Source organism: Chlorogloeopsis sp. ULAP02 (assembly GCF_038404745.2).
Taxonomy (GTDB): domain Bacteria; phylum Cyanobacteriota; class Cyanobacteriia; order Cyanobacteriales; family Nostocaceae; genus Chlorogloeopsis.
This window is the reverse complement of the sequence record NZ_JAYKTT020000027.1, coordinates 1-23,618: the sequence shown is the minus strand read 5'-3', so window position 1 is coordinate 23,618 and position 23,618 is coordinate 1. Positions and strand designations below refer to the sequence as shown.

General features: G+C 41.1%; 22 protein-coding genes and 1 pseudogene. 14 read left to right on the top strand and 9 right to left on the bottom strand.

Annotated elements, in window-relative coordinates:
• Positions 1–3: 3 nt before the first annotated feature.
• The 5 genes from sat to U2718_RS13125 all read right to left on the bottom strand — a co-directional run bounded on the left by sat (position 4) and on the right by U2718_RS13125 (position 3,979).
• Positions 4–1,182, bottom strand: a complete 1,179-nt coding sequence (gene sat, locus U2718_RS13145; RefSeq protein WP_342001243.1) for a sulfate adenylyltransferase — start codon at positions 1,180–1,182, stop codon at positions 4–6.
• Positions 1,183–1,233: 51 nt separating this feature from the next.
• A complete protein-coding gene (locus tag U2718_RS13140; protein ID WP_342001245.1) occupies positions 1,234–1,413 on the bottom strand; it encodes a hypothetical protein in 180 nt (59 codons plus the stop codon).
• A 12-nt stretch (positions 1,414–1,425) separates the two neighbouring features.
• Positions 1,426–2,475: a PEP-CTERM sorting domain-containing protein gene (locus U2718_RS13135; RefSeq protein WP_342001247.1), complete on the bottom strand. Its 1,050-nt coding sequence runs from the start codon at positions 2,473–2,475 to the stop codon at positions 1,426–1,428.
• A 167-nt stretch (positions 2,476–2,642) separates the two neighbouring features.
• Positions 2,643–2,963, bottom strand: coding sequence for a PEP-CTERM sorting domain-containing protein (locus U2718_RS13130; protein WP_342001249.1), 321 nt, complete (start codon positions 2,961–2,963; stop codon positions 2,643–2,645).
• A 101-nt stretch (positions 2,964–3,064) separates the two neighbouring features.
• On the bottom strand, positions 3,065–3,979 hold the full coding sequence (locus U2718_RS13125; protein ID WP_342001251.1) for a hypothetical protein: 915 nt from the start codon (positions 3,977–3,979) through the stop codon (positions 3,065–3,067).
• Between the two features lie 206 nt (positions 3,980–4,185).
• Here U2718_RS13125 and U2718_RS13120 point away from each other — a divergent pair, with 206 nt between their 5' ends.
• The gene (locus U2718_RS13120) at positions 4,186–4,320 is read left to right on the top strand and encodes a hypothetical protein (RefSeq protein WP_342001253.1); all 135 of its coding nucleotides are present in this window, start codon (positions 4,186–4,188) and stop codon (positions 4,318–4,320) included.
• Positions 4,321–4,600: 280 nt separating this feature from the next.
• Here U2718_RS13120 and mnmA read toward each other — a convergent pair whose 3' ends face one another.
• Positions 4,601–5,662 carry a tRNA 2-thiouridine(34) synthase MnmA gene (gene mnmA / locus U2718_RS13115; RefSeq protein WP_342001255.1) on the bottom strand — a complete coding sequence of 354 codons (1,062 nt, stop codon included), beginning with the start codon at positions 5,660–5,662 and terminating at the stop codon, positions 4,601–4,603.
• Positions 5,663–5,867: 205 nt separating this feature from the next.
• Between mnmA and U2718_RS13110 the strand changes: the two genes are divergently transcribed.
• The 4 genes from U2718_RS13110 to U2718_RS13095 all read left to right on the top strand — a co-directional run bounded on the left by U2718_RS13110 (position 5,868) and on the right by U2718_RS13095 (position 13,599).
• Positions 5,868–6,719 (top strand): SPOR domain-containing protein, encoded by an 852-nt coding sequence (locus U2718_RS13110; RefSeq protein WP_342001257.1) that lies wholly within the window; start codon positions 5,868–5,870, stop codon positions 6,717–6,719.
• Between the two features lie 77 nt (positions 6,720–6,796).
• A complete protein-coding gene (locus U2718_RS13105) occupies positions 6,797–8,491 on the top strand; it encodes an NAD(P)H-hydrate dehydratase (RefSeq protein WP_342001259.1) in 1,695 nt (564 codons plus the stop codon).
• Between the two features lie 714 nt (positions 8,492–9,205).
• On the top strand, positions 9,206–9,634 hold the full coding sequence (locus U2718_RS13100; protein ID WP_342001260.1) for a peptidylprolyl isomerase: 429 nt from the start codon (positions 9,206–9,208) through the stop codon (positions 9,632–9,634).
• Between the two features lie 368 nt (positions 9,635–10,002).
• Positions 10,003–13,599, top strand: coding sequence for a GAF domain-containing protein (locus U2718_RS13095; protein ID WP_342001263.1), 3,597 nt, complete (start codon positions 10,003–10,005; stop codon positions 13,597–13,599).
• A gap of 109 nt (positions 13,600–13,708) precedes the next feature.
• On the opposite strand, the gene U2718_RS13090 is transcribed toward U2718_RS13095, so the two are convergent.
• The 3 genes from U2718_RS13090 to U2718_RS13080 form a co-directional block, all read right to left on the bottom strand.
• The gene (locus U2718_RS13090; RefSeq protein WP_342001265.1) at positions 13,709–15,112 is read right to left on the bottom strand and encodes an NAD(P)(+) transhydrogenase (Re/Si-specific) subunit beta; all 1,404 of its coding nucleotides are present in this window, start codon (positions 15,110–15,112) and stop codon (positions 13,709–13,711) included.
• 184 nt (positions 15,113–15,296) lie between these two features.
• Positions 15,297–15,584: an NAD(P) transhydrogenase subunit alpha gene (locus tag U2718_RS13085; protein ID WP_342001266.1), complete on the bottom strand. Its 288-nt coding sequence runs from the start codon at positions 15,582–15,584 to the stop codon at positions 15,297–15,299.
• Positions 15,585–15,672: 88 nt separating this feature from the next.
• Positions 15,673–16,845, bottom strand: coding sequence for a Re/Si-specific NAD(P)(+) transhydrogenase subunit alpha (locus U2718_RS13080; RefSeq protein WP_342001267.1), 1,173 nt, complete (start codon positions 16,843–16,845; stop codon positions 15,673–15,675).
• A gap of 768 nt (positions 16,846–17,613) precedes the next feature.
• On the opposite strand from U2718_RS13080, the gene U2718_RS13075 reads away from it, so the two are divergent.
• The 9 genes and pseudogenes from U2718_RS13075 to U2718_RS13035 all read left to right on the top strand — a co-directional run.
• A complete protein-coding gene (locus U2718_RS13075) occupies positions 17,614–18,126 on the top strand; it encodes a DUF2808 domain-containing protein (RefSeq protein WP_342001268.1) in 513 nt (170 codons plus the stop codon).
• A 187-nt stretch (positions 18,127–18,313) separates the two neighbouring features.
• Entirely contained in the window at positions 18,314–18,448 is a 135-nt protein-coding gene (gene rpmH, locus U2718_RS13070) for a 50S ribosomal protein L34 (RefSeq protein ID WP_071588406.1), read from the top strand.
• Positions 18,449–18,472: 24 nt separating this feature from the next.
• Positions 18,473–18,895 carry a ribonuclease P protein component gene (gene rnpA / locus U2718_RS13065; RefSeq protein ID WP_342001271.1) on the top strand — a complete coding sequence of 141 codons (423 nt, stop codon included), beginning with the start codon at positions 18,473–18,475 and terminating at the stop codon, positions 18,893–18,895.
• Entirely contained in the window at positions 18,882–19,274 is a 393-nt protein-coding gene (locus U2718_RS13060) for a PH domain-containing protein (protein ID WP_342001274.1), read from the top strand. Before rnpA ends, U2718_RS13060 begins: the two co-directional genes overlap by 14 nt.
• Before the next feature lie 280 nt (positions 19,275–19,554).
• Entirely contained in the window at positions 19,555–20,697 is a 1,143-nt protein-coding gene (gene yidC / locus U2718_RS13055) for a membrane protein insertase YidC (protein ID WP_342001276.1), read from the top strand.
• Entirely contained in the window at positions 20,697–21,215 is a 519-nt protein-coding gene (locus tag U2718_RS13050; protein WP_342001278.1) for a protein jag, read from the top strand. Before yidC ends, U2718_RS13050 begins: the two co-directional genes overlap by 1 nt.
• A 207-nt stretch (positions 21,216–21,422) precedes the next feature.
• Positions 21,423–21,929: a YceD family protein gene (locus tag U2718_RS13045; RefSeq protein WP_342001280.1), complete on the top strand. Its 507-nt coding sequence runs from the start codon at positions 21,423–21,425 to the stop codon at positions 21,927–21,929.
• 422 nt (positions 21,930–22,351) lie between these two features.
• The gene (locus U2718_RS13040; protein ID WP_342001282.1) at positions 22,352–23,080 is read left to right on the top strand and encodes an ABC transporter ATP-binding protein; all 729 of its coding nucleotides are present in this window, start codon (positions 22,352–22,354) and stop codon (positions 23,078–23,080) included.
• A gap of 48 nt (positions 23,081–23,128) precedes the next feature.
• A pseudogene (locus U2718_RS13035) lies at positions 23,129–23,618 on the top strand (Uma2 family endonuclease); the annotation flags it as partial.

The window sequence follows — 23,618 nt, the reverse complement described above, 5'->3', positions numbered from 1 at the left end:
ACATTAAACGTTGACAGGTATTCGCATTGCTCGTGCTAACTCTGCCGCCACTTCTGGGCGGGAAAATTCTGGAGGGGGTAATTCGCCCCGGCGCAGCATTTCCCGCACTTTTGTACCCGACAGGTGAATCCGTTCTTCGGGTTTACTAGGACTTGTTTTAGTCGTAGCCATTTGCTTGGTGCGGGTACAGTAAAAGGCGTGTTCAAACTTCATCGGCACAATGCCAATTTCTGCTTGAGAAAACTCATCGAAGATGTATTGAGCATCATAAGTACCGTAGTAATTTCCCACACCTGCGTGATCCCGCCCGACAATAAAGTGAGTACAGCCGTAGTTCTTACGGATGAGGGCATGGAAAATAGCCTCACGAGGGCCAGCATAACGCATTGCCGAAGGATTGATAGCTAGAATGACTCTATCTTGGGGATAGTATTTCTCTAGCAAAATTTCATAGCACTGCATCCGTACATCGGCAGGAATGTCATCGTCCTTTGTTGCTCCTACTAACGGATGTAAAAATAGTCCATCTACAGTTTCCATTGCGCACTTTTGGATGTATTCATGAGCGCGATGAATAGGGTTGCGAGTTTGGAAACCAACAATTGTTTTCCATCCTCTGAGCTTGAATAATTTCCGAGACTCAGCGGGATCGATTTGGTAAGCAGGGAATTGGGGATGAGGAGCGCGTTCTAATAACCACACGTCACCTGCAAGATTTACAGAACCCTGATTGTATACTACCTGTACACCAGGATGGTTTTGATCATCAGTGCGGTAGACATTGATGACTTCGTGCTTCTTGTCGTAGGTATACTTTTGTATGAGTTCTAACACCCCGATAAATTGTCCTTCGGGATTATCTAGACGAATCAAACCACCTTCACTCAGTGGGGCTGCTACTTCTTCTGTTACCGATAGGGTAATCGGAATTGACCACACAGTACCATTAGCCAGACGCATTTCGGCAACAACGCGATTGTAGTCCTCTTGGTTCATAAAACCAGTTAGGGGACTAAAACCACCGATCGCAATCATTTCTAGATCGGAAACAGCCCGCGCATCTAGTTGCACTCGTGGCAAAAACTCGGCTTTGGAGAGAAATACTTCTTTTTGTTCTGGTGTAGCAATCCGATTCACCAACTGCCCACCGTGAGGAGGAATAACGTCTAGATAGTAACTCAAGTTTGCCCCTTATTTGCCTAACTACAGTTTTTTTTAAGCTATGTTAATAACTTACCAAACCATAGGACAAATAGAACAGATTGTCGAGGTAGTTTGGGGTGTATGGGAAATAGGGGAACGGGGTTGGGGGAACAGGTGAAGAGGTATTTTCATGTCTCTTGGTAGACGCAGTTCATGAGGGCTGATGATTTGTTGTGATTTTAAGATGCGATCGCACCATAACAGCGACACTGAGATGCATTTCTACACAACAACTTTCTTCTTTTTCTTCTTTAACCAGAAACCGATAACACCAGCTACTTCTGTTCCTGACAAGGTTAAAGGCTCCGGTACAGGCTCAGAAATCCTGTCTGCCCGAAAAATAGCCATTGAATTATCGTTGAAGGCTGTCAAAAACGCCAACGACTCTCCATCAAGCCCCTGATTGCTCATATGTATGTTACGTATGGTTTTACCTGGAACGAGTGTATCAGCACTGCTAATTACTTTACTAAGAACGCCATCAGCATACAAATATACACCTATTTCGCGATAAGCTTCATAATAATTGTCCTCAATGATACCTGCAAAAGCAATCTTACTGCCACTTATACTTATTCCTTCAAAGTAATGAAAATTACTGTCGCTATCAGGAATAGGTGTATTTGTACCTGCAATCTTGATTAAGGCTCCATTTTCACCTGTGTTAGCATAGATGCCTCGTTTTTCAGTGTAGCCAGTTTCGTCAGCTTCACCAGTCATAAAAGCAATATTACTACCGCTTATACTTGGGTTTCTAACGTATTTTTTACTAGTGAAATCAGGAATAAGTGTATTTTTATCTACAAATTTAGTTAAAGCACTGTTTATCGGTGTAGTAACATATATGCCTTGTTGATCAACATTACCATAATGGTAATAACCGTAGCCTTCAAAGACTATACTATTACCACTTATAGTTTGGCTACCAAATGTTCTAAAATTACCAATGCCACTGGGAATAAGTGTGTTTTTATCTGCAATCTTGGTTAAGCCTCCATTTAAACCAGTACTAACGTATATGCCTTGGTTTTTGATCCTGCCATAATTATCAAAATTATAACCTTGAAAAGCAATATTATTACCGCTTATACTGGGGCTGCCAAATGATTGAAAATTACCAACACTATTAGGAATAGGTGTGTTTTTATCTGCAATCTTAGTAAATTTAAAATCAGCAGCATTTACCTTTTGTATAGACAATAAATTTATACTTTGACTCAACACTATCGATGCAGTAAAGAGTGCAATAGATACACCTATTTTCGAGTTCATTGTAATATCTCAGAAATTAATTACAGAAACTTTATTATCTTTACAAAGTCAGAAATTTAACTACTTTACAGAAACAAATATTTTTGACCGACTAGCTGAAAGTGTCGAGAAGAATATTGTAATCAAAAAAGCGCGATCGCACTTTTTATTATTACTGATATGTATTTCTACACAGCAACTTTCTTCTTTTTCTTTTTAAACCAGAAACCGATAACACCAGCCACTGCTGTTCCTCCCAAAGTTAAAGGTTCTGGTACAGGTTCAGAAATCCTGTCTGCCTGAAAAACTCCCCATGAACCATCGGTGAAATGTGCAGAAAATGCCAACGATTCACCATCGAGTCCATGACTGCCAAAAAATAATCTTGCTAGGGTTTTATTTGCAACTAGGGTGTCTTCAGAGTCAATTACTTTGCTAATAATGCCATCAGCGTAAAAGTAAATACCATATTTATCATATTTATATTGATTAGGGTACCTGAAACTCACGCTCCTAAAAGCCACATTATTACCACTTATGCTAGGCTCTAAAACAGACACGAAATTACCAACGCCACCAGGAATAGGTGTGTTTGTATCTGCAATTTTGACTAAGGCTCCACCAACACCGATATTTGCATATACTCCTCTTGTATTAGAACCCTCACGTAAAAAGCAACATTGTTACCACTTATGGTTGGAGAAGAGAAGTAACTAAAATTGCCATCACTATCAGGAATAGGTGTGCTTGTATCTGCAATTTTGACTAAGACTCCATCAATTACTGTGTTTGTGTATACACCTCTTTTGCCAGTGCTATAAGTCGAAAAAACTACATTGCGACCATCTATACTTGGATTCCGTAAGTAATTAAAACTACTATTACCAAAAAGACCAGGTGTGTTTGCATCTGCAATCTCGATTAAAGCTCCACCAATTCCTGTATTTGCGTATATACCATGATGAGTATGAGTTTCTTTGGCTGCAAAAACCACATTGTTGCCACTTATACTTGGGTGATAGACAGATACAAAATTACCTTTACCAAGAGGAATACCAGGAATAGGCGTATTTGTATCTGCAATTTTAACTAAGGCTCCATCAACTCCTGTATTTGTATATATACCGCCTCTTCTATCAGAATCAGAACCCCAAAAAACTACATTACTACCACTTAAACTTATATTTTCTAAACGAGTAAAATTACCTTTACCACCAGGAATAGGCGTATTTGTATCTGCAATTTTAATTAAGGCTCCATCAACTCCTGTCTTGGTATATATGACTTCAGAAAAGTTTCCTGGTCTAACATACTCGTAGCCTTTAAAAGCCACATTGCTACCACTTATACTTGGGGTACTATCAACATAACCAATGCCGCTAAGGGTAGTCGTATTTTTATCTGCTATCTTGGTAAATTTAAAACTAGCAGCATCTGCCTTTGGTATAGACAACAAATTTATACTCTGACTCAATAATACCGATGCAGTAAAGAGTTTAATACATACACTGATGTTCAGATTCATTATGATAGCTCAGGAATTACTCGCAGAAACTTTATTATTTTTGAGAGTATATATTCTAACTAGCTTATATACGATATACGTGTTTGTACGACAGGTTTAACAACAAGTCAAGATAAATCTAATTAACTTTTCGAGCTTCTGTGTTGTAATTTGAGAAATAAAGACAAAATACAAAATTTATATACTGGCGATTACAGGTCGCAGTCATGGTAAATTATGTGGCGCTCCGTTGCAGGGGCTGTTGTCCAAGCTTCGAGATTCGAGGGCTACCAGAAACTTCTTTTTCTAGAACACAGGATGATGGAAGTGCGATCGCGCTTTTAATTGTGGCTCTATTTTAAGACTCATGCAAATTACCCAGAGACGCTGGATCTGTTTGCTTTTTATTTTGATTAGCTTAATTACTTTTGTGCTGGTGCACTGCTAACTCCGAAAATATCAACTTAATTTTTGAGAGAGGGAGTATATCTGTGCACACCTATTCCATTATGAATATAGTACCCTGTCAACTATCAAAAATCAAGCGTGCAGTTGGAGAAAAATTTGAATTTTGCCCTTTTGATTTACACAACAAGCACCCCGATTTTTTAGAAAAGTCGGGGTGCTGCTTCAACCGCAAATTTAAGAATCGCTAAACTGCTCAATTATTCCGCCACCTAAAACTTTCTCTCCTTCATACCACACGGCAGCTTGTCCAGGAGTAACACTGAATTGAGGTTCATCAAACACAATCCGCACGCGGGAGTCTTCTAAAGGAATTACTGTTACTGGTACTGGGTAAGAACGATAGCGGACTTGTACTTCTGCTCGAATCGGGCTTGTGGGTTCAGCAATAGATATCCAATTAACTCGATGCACCATACATTCTGGCTGCGTTGCCTTGGTGCGATCGCCCACAATCACCTTGTTATTCACTGCATCTAAAGCAATTACATACAATGCTTCCGCTGCTGCAATCCCCAACCCCTTACGCTGTCCTATAGTGTAATGATGGACACCATCATGCTGTCCTAAAACTTTACCATTGGTGTCAACAATATCACCCGTTTTGGGAGCCAGATATTTATCCAAAAATTGCCGCATTGAGCCGTTAGCTTCGACTAAACATAAATCTTGGCTTTCTGGTTTGTCAGCAGTTTTGAGATTATATTCACTAGCTATGCGGCGAGTTTCACTTTTTTGTATTTCACCCAGGGGAAATACAGAGCCAGCAAGTAAATCTTGAGATAAATCATAGAGAAAATAAGACTGATCTTTGTTGCGATCAACCGCTCGCAGCAGTTCGTAACGCCCAGTTTCTTCGTCATAGCGAATTCGGGCATAATGACCGGTGGCAATGCGATCGCATCCCAAATTTTCGCGGGCATATTGCAACATCGGCCCAAATTTCACCGTTTTATTGCACTGTGAGCAAGGTAAAGGCGTAATACCAGCACTGTAACCGCTAACGAGATAATCAACAATATTTGTTTGAAAGACTTCTCGAATATCAACAACGTGATGGGAAATGCCTAGCTGCTCACAAATCAAAGCTGCATCAATCATACCTTCAGAGCAACACTGACCCTTGCCTTTCATCAGCCAAAGGGTCAAACCAATCACTTCATAGCCTTGATTGTGCAAAATTGTGGCAGCGGTAGAACTGTCAACGCCGCCAGAAAGTCCAACAACGACTTTTTTCATCTCCGTAAATATTGCTAGGCGACTAGTTTATAAGTTAACACTATGTAATTACTAAGACAGGTAATTCACTGATTACTTACAAAAGTATCCGTGCTATTACCATCAATTAAAATTCCCAACTGATAAAAGACTTCAGGTGCATGGGGGAATTTTGGCAACAACTTGGTTTCTGTAAAAAATTTTCTATCAACTTTTACTTGCTAATATGTGGAATGTATCACTAATTCAACTTATAGCATTTCATCGCTTTGCCCAACCATCTTTAATTCTCCATGCTGTGTTGGGATCTTTTTTGGCAAACATCTTCCATACTATTCCCACAACAGCGCAAATTCCCATCAGTAAGGGATTCTTGGCGCAACAGCCAGCTGTTTATGATGGAGTACCGCCACAGCCACCCCTGCCCTTTGTTCCTGGAGGTAACCAAGTATTACCACCACCCCAGATAAACAATGGAAACCATCCTATTTTTCAACAAAATCCATCTCCTCCAGTGTATATACACGGTCAGGAATATCCCCAGTACCAAGCAGTACCCTTTCCTCCAACTAGACACAATAGCCAAAATTTTGAGCGTTACTTAGTTTACGTTGATAGTAATAATCCCCAAACACTCCAACAAATACGTCTGATTGAACCCACAGCCTATATGCGGAATTTTGAAGGACGTTCTGTAATTCAAGTAGGTATATTTAGTCAAGCATCTAACGCCCAACAGCGCATTCAGCAACTAGCAGCCTCTGGTATAAATCAAGGACGGATTGCTAGCTTTGCTAACGGGCAGGAAACACCAACTAACTTGAATATCAAAAATTCTCAAACAGCAAATTCTAAATATTACTACGTAGCTATTCCTGCCAAATCGCAAGATATACCCTCAATTACCAATCAAATTCGCAGTAATATTGCACAAAGGCCAACCGTTAGTACTAGAACCCAACCACGTGGTTCCCACGTAGCAGTTGGCCCTTTTAGCGATAGAACAATAGCAGAACAATGGAGTCGCTATCTGCAAAGTTTAGGATTTGGTAATGCTAGAGTTTACTACGGAAGATAGAAAATTGAGATTTTAGCTTTGGGGTTTGGGATTTTGGATTAATCTAAAATTTAAGTTCCCAAATCCAAAACTGACTGATGAACAGGCAAGAACAAATTTCGCAAATTGTAGTCACAGCAGAACAGATGCGTGACATCGAAGCGCGTATCTTTGCAGCGGGAATGCCTGTAGCGGCATTGATGGAAAAGGTGGCAGGATTGATTGCCCGTCGCATTCAGGCACTGTATCTTTCCAAAGACACAAAGAAAAAATTCCCCGTGTCACCCTTCGGGTACTCTACGAGAAGCCGCCTTTCAGGCGTCTACGCAGTCGCCTGCGGAGGGAAACCCTCCCGCAGCGCTGTCTCACCGTGTCACCGCGTCACCGCGTCCTCTTTCCTTCCGCGTCTAAATAAAGTTGGAATTCTCGTCGGTCCCGGTCATAATGGGGGAGATGCTTTAGTAGTTGCCCGTGAATTGCACTTTCAAGGGCTTGAAGTTTGCATCTATTGCCCATTCCCTAAGCTTAAGGAATTAACTTCACAACATTTACAGTATGCTCAAAATCTGGGCATTCCATGTTATCAATCAATAGAGGATTTACCAGATTGTGATTTATTGGTTGATGGTTTATTTGGATTTGGTTTAGAAAGAGAACTAAAAGATTCTGTAGCCAGTGCCATCAATCAGATAAATGATAAATCTGTGCCAATTATCAGTATTGATCTGCCTTCAGGTTTGCATACAGACACTGGCGAAGTATTGGGAACTGCCATCCGTGCTAGCCATACATTTTGTCTCGGTTTGTGGAAGCAAGGGTTATTGCAAGATCAAGCTTTAGAATATGTTGGTAAAGCCGAGTTAATCGATTTTGATATTCCCTGGGCAGATGTGGAAGCGGTACTAGGAAATCCTCAAGTTAAACACATCACTAAAGAAACTGTATTTTCCACTTTGCCAATACCCCGCCCTGCTGTCACTCATAAGTATAAAGAAGGGCATTTACTGCTCATTTGTGGTTCGCGTCGCTATTCTGGGGGAGCAATTTTAACAGGATTGGGAGCGAGGGCAAGCGGAGTCGGGATGTTGTCAATTGCCGTGCCAGAGTCTATCAAATCTATAATGGTAAGTCATTTACCAGAAGCTCTCATTGTCGGCTGTCCAGAAACTGAAACAGGGGCGATCGCTCAACTGCAATTACCAGAAAATACTGAGTTAAATTCCTTTAGTGCGATCGCTTGTGGTCCTGGTTTAACCAAAGATGCCATCTCTATTGTGCAACAAGTCATAGAAAGTGCAAATCCTCTAGTTCTCGATGCCGATGGTTTAAATATTCTAGCGACAATGGGGACTAATCAGATGTTAGCAAAACGACACTCACTGACAGTATTAACACCTCATACAGGTGAATTCAAACGTTTATTTCCCGCATTACCAGATGCCAAGCAAGACAGAATCAAAGCTGTGAGGGCAGCAGCCAAGGAAAGTGGGGCAGTAGTGCTATTAAAAGGAGCAAGAACTGCCATTGCTGATCCCCAGGGTACAGTTTGGATTAATCCCGAAAGTACACCAGCCCTAGCGCGGGGTGGTAGTGGTGATGTTTTAACTGGATTAATGGGTGGACTAATCGCCCAAGCAGTAACACGCCAATTACCTATCGAAAAAATGGTAGCAACTGCTGCTTGGTGGCACGCTCAAGCAGGAATTTTAGCAGCCCAAGAACGGACAGAGTTAGGAGTAGATGCATTTACACTGACAGAGTATTTGATAAAGGTGATAAGTACTACATTATAGCCAGGTGAGTGAGGGTATTAGCGATCGCTATTTATACAATGGTATGGGTACTTGAGTGTCTGTTAGTACCTAAATCGCCAAAATCTTTGTTTGCTCTGTCTTTGAAAGTAAACATAGCATTTTACCAGTAGACAAAAAACTACCCACTTCCAAGTAAGTCTTTCCTCAACGTGAGCATTTATATTTGAGGAAAGAAAGAGGGGATTTTGGCTGAAATTACTAAAATAGAAATATTAATAAATAACAAAATAAGGATGACTTTGTTCGTAGCAGTACTACGGTGGAAAAGTGTAGTGAACAGAGATTAAATGAGGAGTTATATCTGTTTTTTAACCCTTAGCTAGATTAATATAGGTAAACCTGGATTTATCGCTGCTTAATCTAGAGAGGACAAAGGAAATCAAAAGTTAAAAACCAATGATTTACCAAACACGTTCAAAGCTTTGTCAAATAATTTTTCGTGCTTAAGCCACAGTAGGTAAGTGTGTAATCTCAAAGATGAATAAATTTCAAGCAATGAAGCATTTCAACTTACGGGCTGATCTCCTGAAGAAATGGAGAAGTATCTCTACAATTGAGTAGGACAAAGTAGTAATTGATTTCAGATTGCAGAAATTTATGATTGGTTGCTCAACCATAAAAAGAAGGTAGAGCAGGTTATTCCAAAAGATGAATGCTAAGTAGCTCCACCCTATAAAAAGAAGGGAGATAAAAATGATACAAGCTAAAACTGGTGATACTGTGAAAGTTCACTATACGGGCAAATTGGATGATGGTACTGTATTTGATTCCTCTAGTGGTCGAGATCCTTTACAATTCTCCATTGGTGAAGGAATAGTCATTCCCGGCTTTGAAGAAGCTGTGGTTGGCATGAGTCCGGGAGAATCCAAAACTACAAACATTTCTGCTGAACAAGCATATGGCCCTTATCGTCCAGAATTAGTGATGATAGTAGAGCGGCAGCGCATACCAACAGATGTATCCCTTGAAGTTGGACAACTGTTGCAAATTTCTCAAAGTAGTGGTCAAGCAATTCCGGTCGTTGTGACTAATGTATCAGAAGCTGAGGTCACTCTAGATGCCAATCATCCCCTAGCAGGACAAGAACTGATTTTCGATATCCAGCTAGTTGAGATTGACTGAGTGCGAATGCGATCGCATTTTTCTTCATTTTCCAGACTGACAAATAGATAGTAAAAGAGACAAGGGTGCGTTAGGTGATAGTAACGCACTCTTATTTTATAGTTACTGATGTTATCATTATTGGGAAGATTTTAGTTTTATGGAGACGTTTACTTACGTAAAGTTATGAGCATAATATTAATTTTAATAATATTTTAATATTTACTAATAATAGCTAGATTAAATGACTTAGGAAATAGTATAGCTATTATTTCTATAAAGAAAAGATTAGCAAAATTATTTCTAGTTTATATAAATAACTGTTAATGGGCTGAAGTTTACGGGAACTATTAAATACAGGAAGTATTTTATTAAAACTCTCAGCTGCAATGGAAAATAGATTAACTATAAAACCAGTACAATCAAACTCAAATCATATAGAAAATCAAGCAGAGCAACAACAAGCCTTAGCTAGAGTCATAGCCCACATTCGTGAGTCTCTAGATATAGAAACTATTTTTAAAACTAGTGTCACAGAAATTCGTCAGCTACTTAACGCTGATCGCATTGGGGTATTTCGTTTTTTTCCTCATCAGGAATGGGAAGGAGAATTTATCTTTGAAGATGTAGCGCCACAATGGAATTCTGTCATTGCTGAACGAGTTCACGATCATTGCTTCAGTGTGCAATTTGCCGAACTTTATCAGCAAGGGCGTATCAATGCTATTTCTGATATTGAGCAACAGAAGTCTAGCGAATGTTACATTCAAATTTTACAAAGATTTCAAGTTCGTGCCAATATAGTTGTGCCTTTACTCAAAGGAGAACAACTTTGGGGATTGTTATGTATTCATCAATGCAGCAGTTCTCGTAACTGGCAGAATACCGAAATAGAATTTGTCAGTCAAATTGCTGAACATTTAGGAGTAGCTCTGCAACATATTGAATTGCTAAACCAAGCTAGATATCAAGCAGAACTGCAAAAAGCTTTAAATCGGCTGATTTCTCGGATGAGAGAGTCTTTAGATTTAGATAGTATCTTCAAAACTACAGTCACTGAAGTCCGTCAGCTACTAAACGCAGATCGAGTAGTAGTGTTTCGCTTTAGCTCACAACTGTATGGAGAAGGACAATTTATCTATGAAGATAGGAACAATGTATGGAATTCAGTACTTGCTACAGAACTACACCATCACGGATTAAGTGTAGATTTTAAAAGCTTTGATCAGCAAAGCTGGCTGAAGATGAATGCTGATATTTATCAAGCTAATTCTAGTGATTGCAATATTCAAATTCTAGAAAAATTGCAAGTTCGGGGATATATAATTGCCTCTTTAATCAAAGGTAAAGAAATATGGGGTTTATTGTGTATTCATCAATGTAGTAACTCCCGGTTATGGGAAACATCAGAAATTGAATTTGTACAACAAATCGCTGAGTATTTAGAAGTTGCTCTACAACAGGCAGATTACATAGAAAAAGTAAAAGCACAATCCGCCCAGTTGGCACAAGTTGCAGCACGAGAAAGAACAGCAGAATGGCAAAGAACAGCAGCCATCACGATTGAGAAAATTCGTCAGTCTCTTGATTTAGAAACCATTTTCCGCACCACTACCCAAGAACTTAGACAACTACTAAGTGCCGATCGCGTTGGTATTTATCGCTTCAATCCAGATTGGAGCGGTGAATTTGTATTTGAATCGGCGGCTGAAGGTTGGATTTCATTGATACAAGCGCAATTACAACAACCCGAAATACGCAGAAACATTAGCGAATGTAGCGCCAAAGATTTAGCTTATCCTCCAATAGTAGATACTTACTTGCAAGATACACAAGGAGGACGTTTCGCCAGAGGTGAACTTTACCGCACTTGTGATGATATTTATCAAGCTAGCTTTAACGACTGTTACCTTCAAGTCTTAAAAACTTATCAGGCAAGAGCTTATGCGATCGTCGCCATTTATCACCATCAAAAACTATGGGGCTTGCTTGCAGTCTACCAAAACTCAAAACCACGAAAATGGCACGAAGACGAAGTATATTTACTTACCCAAATCAGTACTCAATTGGGTGTGGCTTTACAGCACGCTGAGTTCATGCAGCAAATGCAAACACAAGCAGCAGAGCTAATAAAAGCCGATGAACGTCAAAGAGCACTGGCGACAACGGTTGAGAAAATCCGTCAAACATTAGATATCGATACCATATTTAAAACCACTACTCAAGAAGTGCGGCAGTTATTAGAAGTAGAACGGGTAGCAATTTATCGCTTCTATCCTGATTGGAGTGGAGAATTTGTAGCTGATTCGATTGTTGATGGTTGGCAACCTATAACCAAGCCACAACCAGTGAATGAACGTCTGTTTTCACAATCTGCCCAAGCAGGCAAGTATCCGCGCAATGAAGTTTTTGTACCGATTTCCCAAGGAGAGAAACTTTGGGGATTGCTAGTAGCTTATCAAAACTCTCAACCCCGTTACTGGCAAGATGAAGAAATCAACTTGCTGGCACAAGTAGGCATACAACTGGGAGTGGCATTACAGCAAGCCGAAGCTTGGAAACAAGTGCAAAAGCAAGCTCAAAAGTTGGCACAAGCTGCCGAACGCGAAAAAGCTTTAGCCGTCACAGTAGAAAAAATTCGTCAATCTCTTGATCTAGATACTATTTTTGGGACTACTACTCAAGAAGTACGGCAGCTACTAGAAGTAGATCGAGTAGCAATTTATCGATTCTGGGCTGATTGGAGTGGAGAATTTGTAGCTGAGTCTGTAGCTGAGGGTTGGAAACCAGTTAGGGAAATAATGCCTGTAGTTGCTGATGATTACTTACAACAACATCAAGGTGGACGCTACGCTCAAGGTAATATCCTTGTAGTCAACGATATTCACAGCCAAAATAATTCGATATCTCACCTTGCTCTAATTGAGCAAATACAAGCCAAAGCATATATGATCGTGCCAATTTTTCTAGGAGAGAAGTTGTGGGGATTACTAGCAGCTTATCAAAATATCGGTTCTCGTGATTGGCAAAAAGAAGAAGTAGATTTGTTAATGCACATAGCCAATCAATTAGGAGTAGGGCTTCAGCAAGCTGAACTACTGGAACAAACTCAGCACCAAAAAGAAGAAATTGCCCACACTCTCCAAGAGTTACAGCAGACTCAAGCACAGTTGATTCAAAGTGAAAAAATGGCTGGTTTGGGGCAGTTAGTAGCTGGGATCGCTCATGAAATTAACAATCCTGTTAATTTTATCTTTGGCAACATTAGCTACGTTGCTGAATACACAGAAAATTTGCTGAAAATGCTACATCTCTACCAGCAAAATTATCCCAATCCCACACTAGAAATTCAAGAGCAAGCAGCAAAAATGGAAATAGACTACATTGCTGAAGACTTACCAACAACTCTCAAGTCAATGATGTTAGGTGCAGAGCGTATCTCTGAATTAGTAATGTCTTTACGCACTTTCTCACGCCTCGATCATGCGGAGATGAAGCCTGTTGATATCCATGAAGGTATTGACAGTACCTTGCTAATTTTGCAACATCGATTCAAAAATCATGTAGATGCTCCTGGTATTGAAATTGTTAAGGAATATGGTGATTTACCTTTAGTAGAGTGTTTTGCAGCCCAGCTCAATCAGGTATTTATGAATATTCTTGGTAATGCCATTGATGCCTTAGAAGACTCAAACATCAAGAATCCGCAAATTCAGATTCGCACAAAACTCACACCAGATAATTCTATGCTGATTTGCATTCAAGACAACGGGCCAGGTATTCCTAATCAAGTACGATCGCGCATTTTTGATCCCTTCTTCACAACCAAAGAACCCGGTAAAGGCACTGGTTTGGGACTATCAATTAGCTACCAAATTATTGTAGATAAACACGGCGGCCAAATTAAGTGTTTGTCTGAACCTGGCAAGGGTAGTGAATTTTGGATTGAAATTCCGATTGTGCAATCAATTTGTGCGCTCATGTAGTTAGCGATCGCTCAACTTTACTCAGTTCAATCAAAAAAATGCCTTGGAAGCATCATACTTTCAAGGCAAGCCAACTTCTAGTTATTCGTGCTTTGGTAGTTAGTTTCCCTTATAACTGCTTCACCTCAGAAACTAACTTCGCTACCATTTCTTTGGCGCTACCAAACAGCATCGTGGTTTTATCCTTGTAGAACAACTCGTTATCTACACCAGCAAAACCCGTACTCATCCCACGCTTAATCACTATTGTCTGCTTTGCCCTATCTACCTCTAAAATAGGCATCCCAAAAATTGGGCTATTTGCATCACTCCGCGCTGCTGGGTTGACAACATCATTTGCCCCAATTACTAACGCCACATCTGTTTGCTCAAATTGGGGATTAATATCTTCCATATCGTGTAATTGCTCATAAGGCACATTCGCCTCTGCTAACAATACATTCATGTGTCCTGGCATTCTTCCAGCTACGGGGTGAATAGCATACTTAACATCAACACCCATTCGTTCAAGCTGATCTGCTAACTCGCGCACGCTATGCTGTGCTTGCGCCACCGCCATCCCATAACCAGGCACAATCACTACAGAACGAGCATAACCTAACATCATTGCGCCTTCTTCTGGATCGATACTACGGACAGTTTGATCTGTTGTACCAGCACCAACAGCAGCACTAGCACTTCCACCTGTACCAAAAGCACCAAACAGAACGCTCACCAGAGAACGGTTCATTGCCTTACACATAATTTCGGTGAGGATGATACCTGATGCTCCCACCAATGCTCCAGCAATGATTAGCATATTGTTCATCACCACAAAACCAGCAGCCGCCGCAGCTAAACCGGAGAATGAGTTTAAGAGCGAAATTACTACTGGCATATCGCCGCCACCAATGGGGATGACGAACATCACGCCCAAAACTAAAGAAACTGCGACGATCGCTAAAAATACAGGTAGATTATGGGGCGCGACAATTAAAAAGGCACTGCCTACCACATAGGAACCTAACAGTAAAACGTTGATAGGTTGCTGTAAGGGGAATGTAATTGGAGAACCGCTCATAATCCCTTGCAGCTTGGCAAATGCTACCATACTGCCCGTGAAGGTAACACCACCAATTAACACATCCAAAAGCATGGAAATGTTGGCATCTATGGGTATGGCTTCTCCATGTTGCAGCAGCCGCCAAAATTCGGCAACGGCGACTAGTGCGGAAGCAGCGCCACCAAGCCCGTTCAGTAAACCTACCATTTGGGGCATATCCGTCATTTGGACTTTATAGGCAGCGATCGCACCCAATGCCGATCCAATAGCCAACCCCAACAAAATCATCTCGAAGTTCAACACATGCTGATCCAGGAGTGTTGCTGCGATCGCCAACAGCATACCCACAGCTGCAACAACATTACCTTGCCGTGCTGTGGCGGGTGAACCCAGCTTTTTCAAACCCAAAATAAATAGAGATGCAGCGACTAAGTACGTCAGTTGAATCCCAGTTGGTAAAAAGTCAGTCATAATTTAGCGGTAATTGGTAATTTTTTGATTGTTAGTAGTTAGTAGGGGAGGCAGCGCGCCCTTGGGTTCCCCCCGTTGTAGCGACTGCCGTGCGGGTTTATATAAATAATTTCGTTCTTTTAGAGAGATTGTTGTTAAAACCCGCCCGTACAGTAGTCCGTTGTTAACCACTATCCACTAACCACTAACCAGCCTTCTTCTTGAACATTTGCAACATCCGATCAGTAACTAGGAAACCACCTACCACGTTGACAGTTGCCAGTACAATAGCAATCAAACCGAGAATGACTGACAGATTCCACTCTTTCGCACCAGAAGCGACAATTGCTCCCAAAACAGCAATGCCAGAAATAGCATTAGAACCTGACATCAAGGGTGTATGCAAAGTCGGTGGTACTTTGTTAATCACTTCAAATCCGGTAAATGATGCCAAAACAAATACAAACAAAGCAGCGATTAATGCTTCTGTCATGTTGAGTAAATCCTTTATTAGGGGCTAGAGGCTGGAAGCTAGGGGTTAGAGGCTAGAGGCTAGAGAGCTAAAATTCCCTAGTCCCCATTTAACTAACTGCTGATTGTTGAACACCAAGAGCTTGCAGCGCCTCTTTGATGCGTGAGGAGCGAATTTCACCTGCATGGGTGATACAAGCGGCATCAATGATGTCATCAGCAAAGTCTAGATGCACAGCTTTGTCTCGAATTAGGATTTGCATTAAAGATGTCAAATTCTTGGCATACAATTGGCTGGCGTGGACTGGCATTGAAGATGGTAAATTAATTGGGCCGATGATGGTGATTCCATTCCAGACAATGTCTTTGCCGGGATCGGTGCAGGCACAGTTACCACCTTGTTCAGCAGCAATATCTACAATTACAGAACCAGGTTTCATCTGCGCTACCATCTCCTGCGTGACTAACAATGGTGCTTTTTTACCTGGAACTTGAGCAGTCGTAATGACAACGTCCGCATTCTTGACGTGTTCTGTGACAATTTCTTGGGTGCGCTGCTTGCTGGCTTCAGAAATTTCCTTCGCATAACCCCCAGCAGCGGTTGTTTCTTCGTCCAATTTGATTTCCACAAATTTTGCCCCAAGGCTTTGCACTTCTTCTTTGACAGCGGGGCGAATATCAAAAGCTTCTACCACCGATCCCAAGCGTCTAGCAGTAGCTATTGCTTGCAAACCAGCCACACCAGCACCCATAATAAATACTTTTGCTGGAGCGATCGTGCCAGCGGCTGTTGTCAGCATTGGCAAGTACTTTGGTAGTGCGGCTGCGGCAATTAGTACTGCCTTATAACCAGCAATTGAAGCTTGAGATGACAAAGCATCCATACTCTGTGCTCTTGTGGTGCGGGGAATCATCTCCATACTGATAGCACTTACCTTACGCTCTGCCAGTCGCTGGGCTACAACTGGATTCCCTAAAGGATTGAGAAAGCTAATTATTACTGATCCTTCCTTCAGTAAATCAACTTCTGAACGTCCATCTTCCCGTTCTTGTGGTGGACTGACTTTAAGCAGAATGTCTGCTTCACCCCATAATTTACTGTTATTAGCAATAATTGTTGCTCCTGCTGCCTCATAAGCAGCATCACTAAAGAAAGCTCGCTCTCCCGCGCCTGCTTCTACCCAAACTTCTAAGCCTTGTTTTACCAAGCGCGCCACAGTGTCGGGAATCAGAGCCACACGACGTTCACAAACTTCAATTTCTCTAGCAACCGCTATTTTCATGCAATCTCCTTGAGATCAATATTTATTTCTGTGTAAGCTTTGAAATGTATCTGCTGAGTCAATATACTCAGTCTCAATGTCTTGGGCAGAGCTATCGATTATGCTTTCCCAGTTGATAACGACGCAGGCATTCCCGCTCTACTTATCCCAGGCAAAACCTGACTGTATCACTCGCGGATGTCACAATTTTAAAGATACTTGCATTCATGGATTACTCATTGCACATCCTATGCCGATCCCCAACCTTTGCATCGGTGTCTTCAAGTTCTTTTAGGGATTGAAAAATATTGTTGTGTGTTCTTTACATCGTGCAATATCAATTAATTTCTGACAAACTAGATCCTCAAATAACTAGAATTAATTTTGTTGAGAGTAACGTTTGTTGTAACCAATCTAGCCCAATTTCGCCAGCGATCGCTGTATTGATTCGCTTAATTTTTATAACAAAAACCTGATTTTTAGATACACTAATACATATTCTGCAACATAATCCTTTCTCAACTGTTTTTTACACCTGGTGAGAATGTCACTAAGCTAGCAATAATAAAAACGTCTACTCTTAAAAAAAGAGTGAGGTGAGTAGAAAAAAAGAATGTAAATTAAACTACTATTTTTTAAGTAAAATTTCTGTTCAAGCAAAGAGGTTGGCACCTTTCACCAGAATTTTACGTCCAATTCTCAAAAGGCTAGTCAGTCAAGTTTGTTTACGAACTCCCACCCCAATTACTGAGATCACACACCACAATTTTCTGCGACAGGAGCTTAACTATGCGACGTTTACTTTCTGCTTTAGCAGTGACTGGTTTTTTACTAGCAGGCTTGCCAGCAATCAGTTTGGCAAATTCCTTACCTGGATTCACACTATTTAGTGGGGTTAAAGGAGAGAATCAGCTACCCTTTCGTTTAGATTTCGGCGGTAACGTTAATGCCTGGGATAGATACCGCTTAAGAATTCCTGCCAAAAAGATGAACGTGGCTGCTGCTCAATTTGTTGTGACTTACCCCAAATACTACAAGGGAACTTTCGATCCTAAAAACATTGAAGTACGGGTAAAAAACCAAAAAGTAGCACTATCCGAAGTTAGATGGGATCAAGAAAATCGCGTGATTGAAATTTTTCCTCAAGAGGCAGTACCAGCAGGTAGCAATGTTGAGTTGGTGCTTTCTAACGTTAAAAATCCTGCCTTCGGTGGGATCTATTATTTCAATTGCTCAATTCAATCTCCCGGCGATGTACCATTATCCCGTTACTTGGGAACCTGGTTACTTAGCATTGGTTAATCACTTACATGGTTAATTGTCAAAAGCTCGATAGTCGAAAAATTTTTGATGAGAAATTATAGACTTTAAACTATGACACTATCGACTTTTGGCTATTGTACATGATTTTTCAAATTTACGCGTTAAATAGTGATATAATTATAGATTGTGACATTTTATATTAATAATTGTTGGAGAGGATAAGAGTATGCGCAGAACTCTGGAAGGAACTTGTCGTAAAAGAAAAAGAACATCTGGTTTTCGCGCCAGAATGCGGACACCAGATGGCAGAAATGTGCTTAGAGCGAGGAGAAGAAAAGGACGTCATCGTCTTAGCGTCTAACTCAAACAAGCAGAAATAGCTGCTGTGGCTTTGCCCAAAGCGTATCGGCTCAAATCTCGCCACGATTTTCAAGCAGTTTTCCGGGAAGGCACTCGCCGTCATGGCTCTAACCTGACTTTGAGAGCCTTGCGGTTGTCATCTGCAAAACAACCTTTTTTAGATGCAAAGAACAAGATTGCACAATCATCGGACGCAGCAGTTCTTGCTCCAACTCAGATTGGTATTTCGGTTAGTACCAAAGTCAGCAAACGGGCGGTAGTTCGCAACCGCCTCAAGCGGCAAATAGCAGCAGCTTTGCATCAATTGTTGCCCAAAATGTCACCAGGGTGGCGTCTAGTGGTGATTGTCAAACCAGGCGCAGCAGAATCTAAGTGCGTAACCCAACAATTTCTGCAAGAATTAGAGCAGTTGTTGGCACAAGCTGAGGTATTAAATGGGCATTCGTGAAGAAGTTTATTTTGAAGGTGGGCCCCATATTGGGGATTTGATAATAAACATACTAATTGGGTTTACTGTTGTAGGCTTGCCATTAACAGTTGGGGCAATTGTCAGGGCTTTATGGCTGCGTTTCCGCATTACCGATCGCCGAGTTTCTGTAACTGGTGGTTGGATGGGACGCGATCGCAGCGATGTCATTTACTCAGAAATTGTCAAAATCGTGAAAGTTCCTCGTGGAATTGGCTTATGGGGAGATATGGTGCTAACCCTCAGAGATGGTAGCCGTCTGGAATTGCGGGCTGTTCCCAGATTCCGGGAACTTTATGATTACATCAGTGAAAGAGTTGCAGCCAAAAATCCCAATTTTAGTGGCGCTGTTAATAAATAATAGGGACTAGGGACTAGGGACTAGAGACTAGGAATAAAGAAATCTTAATAACCTAATTCCCAATCCCCAGTACCCAATATAGTGCGGCTATCCGTAGTAGAACTATAGTCGCAGGCAAATTCTGATTTAGATAAATTAGATTCAGTTGGCCAATTTTAGAAGTCGGACAAACAATAACTATATAGCTAATAGCTATTTAGACATTAGCTATTAGCCATGAGCTAGTTTCCAATCTAAAATCGGTAGTTAATTTACATAACCTCAGGTTGAATTCAGAATAATGGATTTTGGTATCGGGTTCCTCTCGAACAACGTAATGTTGCCAATCATAGACTTGTTTTACAGCATAGTACCAAGTTATGGATTGGCGATCGTTGCCTTAACACTGATAATTCGTTTTGCACTTTATCCTCTCAGTGCCGGTTCAATTCGCAATATGCGGCGGATGCGAATTGTGCAACCTTTGATGCAAAAGCGAATGCAAGAAATCAAAGAACGCCATAAGGATGATCCGCAAAAACAGCAAGAGGAAATGCTCAACGTTCAAAAAGAATTTGGCAATCCTTTGGCTGGGTGTTTGCCGCTGTTGTTGCAAATGCCGGTATTGTTAGCTCTATTTGCTACCTTACGAGGTTCGCCTTTTGCCAGCGTTAACTACACTGTGAACCTGCAAATCTTTCCAGCAGAACAAATTGAAAGAATTCAACCCCAGGCTTTTGCTACTGCTCCCCAGAACATCTATGTTGCCGATGGAGAGCATATCAAGGTGAGTGCTATTGTCCCTAGCGGCAACAAATTAGCGGTAGGAGAAACAACTAAAATTCAATATCAAACTCCTGAGGGTAAACCATTTCAAGCAGTTTTAGCTGAACACCCAGATGTGAATCTCATTCCCCAATGGAAAATCACCAAAGGGGAAGAAAGAGTCAAAATTGATGCAGAAGGAAATATAGAAGCCTTACAGCCAGGAGATGTGACTATTCAGGGAACAATTCCCGGATTAGCAGCAGATAAAGGATTTTTATTCATTGATGCCTTGGGTAGAGTTGGCGCAATCGATCCTGATGGCACAATCCATTGGGATATTGTGGCGATGGTAGTGATGTTTGGTGTTACCCTTTACATCAGCCAAGTGCTTTCTGGGCAAAATTCTAGTGGTGGCAACCCACAGCAGGATACAGTTAACAAAATTACTCCCGTGATTTTTTCTGGGATGTTTTTGTTTTTCCCTTTACCAGCTGGGGTACTGATGTATATGGTAATTGGTAATATTTTCCAAACTTTGCAAACCTACATTCTCTCTCGCGAACCCCTGCCAGACGAACTGCAAAAAATTGTAGACACTCAGGAGAAAGAGGCAGAAGTACAACAAAAAACGCTGCCGTTTGAACCAAAAAGTTCTAAGAAAAAGGCTACAGGTTAATGATGACCGATAGTCGTATGCAAAGAGGGCAGCAGTGGCTAAAAACTCTGCTGCAACTAGCTGGGATCAATACTAATATTCAGGTTGAATTAGAATCACTTGCAACTGGTGAGGGTGAATCTCAAGAACCTGATAGCTTCTGGTTAACGATTGACGAAGTCAATTTAACACCAGAGCAAATTCAGGTATTAATCGGCCCTGATGGTACAGTCTTAGATGCTATTCAATATTTAGCGAATTCTATTCTCAACTTGAACCAACCCCATGAGGAACAAGCCTCATACACAGTTGAACTAAACGGCTACCGCGTTAGAAGACAAGCGGAAATTCAAGCAATCGCTGTGGGAGCAGCCGAACAAGTGCGTACAACAGGCACAGAAGTGGAAATTAAATCTCTTAGTTCAGCTGAACGTCGTCAAGTTCACACCTTTTTAAAGGACTTTAGCGACTTGGAAACTTTTAGCCGAGGTAAAGAGCCACATCGCAATTTAGTTGTACGTATAGCATCGCCCGAATAATTAAGTAGTTGGAGGTTGGAGGTTGGTAGTTAACAACTAACAACTAACAACTAACAACTCATATATTTTCTCGCAGTTAAAATATACGGATTTCCGTATTTATCAGCTATAAAACTAGATCCCAAATAAAGTTAGACTTAAAGAAGTACTATCGGCATTTTTGCCGATTATTAGGCGTAATTTTCGTGAGGATGTCTCACAAATCCTATGGACGCAATTTACATTCCGCAGCTAACCAAAGCGCCGGAGCGGACAGAGGAGATTCAGGTGAAAGAGTTTCTACCCGGTTTGGAAACCTTAACGCCAGTTCGCGGTCGCATTCGAGTACGGCATTGTGGTAATTATTTAGAGGTGTTTAGTCAGGCAGAAACAATTATTACTTGCACCTGCAACCGTTGTTTGCAAAGCTACAATCATCGCTTAGTGGTAGATACTTCTGAAATTATCTGGTTAGATGAAGCCGTTGAGCAAGAACAAGTCTTCGTCTTGGAGCGAGAAATCGCAGTTGAAGATTTAGTAGAAACTTTATCACCATACGGGTATTTTGACCCTAGCGAATGGCTGTACGAGCAAATGTGCCTGGCAATTCCCCAACGTCAACTGTGTGATCAAAATTGTCACGGAATTCAACCAGTTAATAATAGCAATTCCGAACAGCTTTTAGACCGTCGTTGGTCTTCTTTGGAAGCATTGAAAAAACAATTTCCTTCTTAGCTATTTGTGCTTGTGTAATTACTGTCAGGGGTGCGCTAATGTAGTTTAACGCACCCCTAATTGCTTTATATTTAGCTCAACCTTCGTCATAATCCAACACCCTAGAAAGGTGCCGTTATACACAGACGCCCACCGGGCGGCTACTTACCCTGCGAGAATCCCTACGGAGAACAGAATCAGAAGCCGGACTACATCCGTCTACGTGTCTACCCGTAGGGTAAAAAGACTGCCTCCGCAGTCTGTAAGGATTTTAGCCCACCTTCGTGGGCTACCCTCCGTGAAGCCGCCTACGGCGCGATGTTTGTTTAGCTTCAGGCTTACAGTCTGTATGCGTTTCTATCCCCCGATTTGTCAACTGACTTTCTTTCGCCTTTGGTGATGTTCCAAAATAGAAATAATTAAAGACACTAACTATATACAGAATGAACACAGAGATTGAGAAATATCCTATTTTGGAAATTAAAAATTTATGCGTTAATTATGGGGGCATTCAAGCTCTGAAAAAAATTAATTTAGTTGTCAATAATGGCGAAGTAGTGACGCTCATTGGTGCAAACGGTGCCGGTAAAAGCACCACCCTTCGCGCTGTCTCTAAGATAGTAAATCCTCGTAGCGGTGAAGTTATTTACAGTGGTAGAAATATTATTCGCCGTCAACCTCACGAAATTGTGCAACTAGGTATTGCTCACTGTCCTGAAGGAAGAAGGGTATTAGCACGGCAAACGGTTTATGATAATTTACTGCTGGGAGCTTATATTCGTTCTCATCAAGCAGAAGTAAAAGCTGATATTCAGCACCAATTTGAATTGTTTCCGCGTTTGGCACAAAGACAGTACCAACTAGCAGGAACTCTGAGTGGGGGCGAACAACAAATGTTAGCGATCGCCCGTTCGTTGATGAGTAGACCTAAACTTTTGCTTTTAGATGAACCAAGTTTGGGTTTAGCACCAGCGATCGTTCGAGAAATCTTCACCATCATTGAGAATTTACGTGCTACAGGTGTAACTATTTTGCTGGTAGAACAAAATGCCAACCTTGCCCTGCAAATTGCAGACAGAGGATATGTTTTGGAAGCAGGCAGTATCACCTTAATGGGTGCAGCATCGGAATTAATTACTGATGAGCGAGTGAAAAAAGCTTATTTAGGATAAATGACAATAGTTTCATAGCCTTAAAAAAATTAGGTAGGCAAACATAATATGGTACAGTTACCAACAACAACCCTAACTTTAGAAGATTTTCTCAAGCTACCAGAAACGAAACCAGCCAGTGAATACATCAACGGACAAGTAATTAAAAAACTAATGCCTCAAGGAAAGCATAATATTATTCAGGGCGAACTCGTTAGTACCATTAATTCTGTAGTGAAGCCAAAGAAAACAGCTCTTACTTTTCCAGAATTACGGTGTACTTTTTCAGAGCGCTCGACTGTACCAGATATAGCAGTTTTTGCTTGAGATCAAATTCCTGTAGATGAGAATGGAGATATAGCGAACGTTTTTCAAGCCGCTCCTGATTGGACAATTGAAATATTATCGCCAGAACAAAGTCCAACAAAAGTTACTGGCAATATTTTACATTGTCTAAAAAATGGCTGTCATATGGGTTGGCTAATCGATCCAGATGAGCGATCGCTTTTGGTTTTTCCACCAGGAAAGCAACCAGAAATTTTCCAAGCAGAATACGATA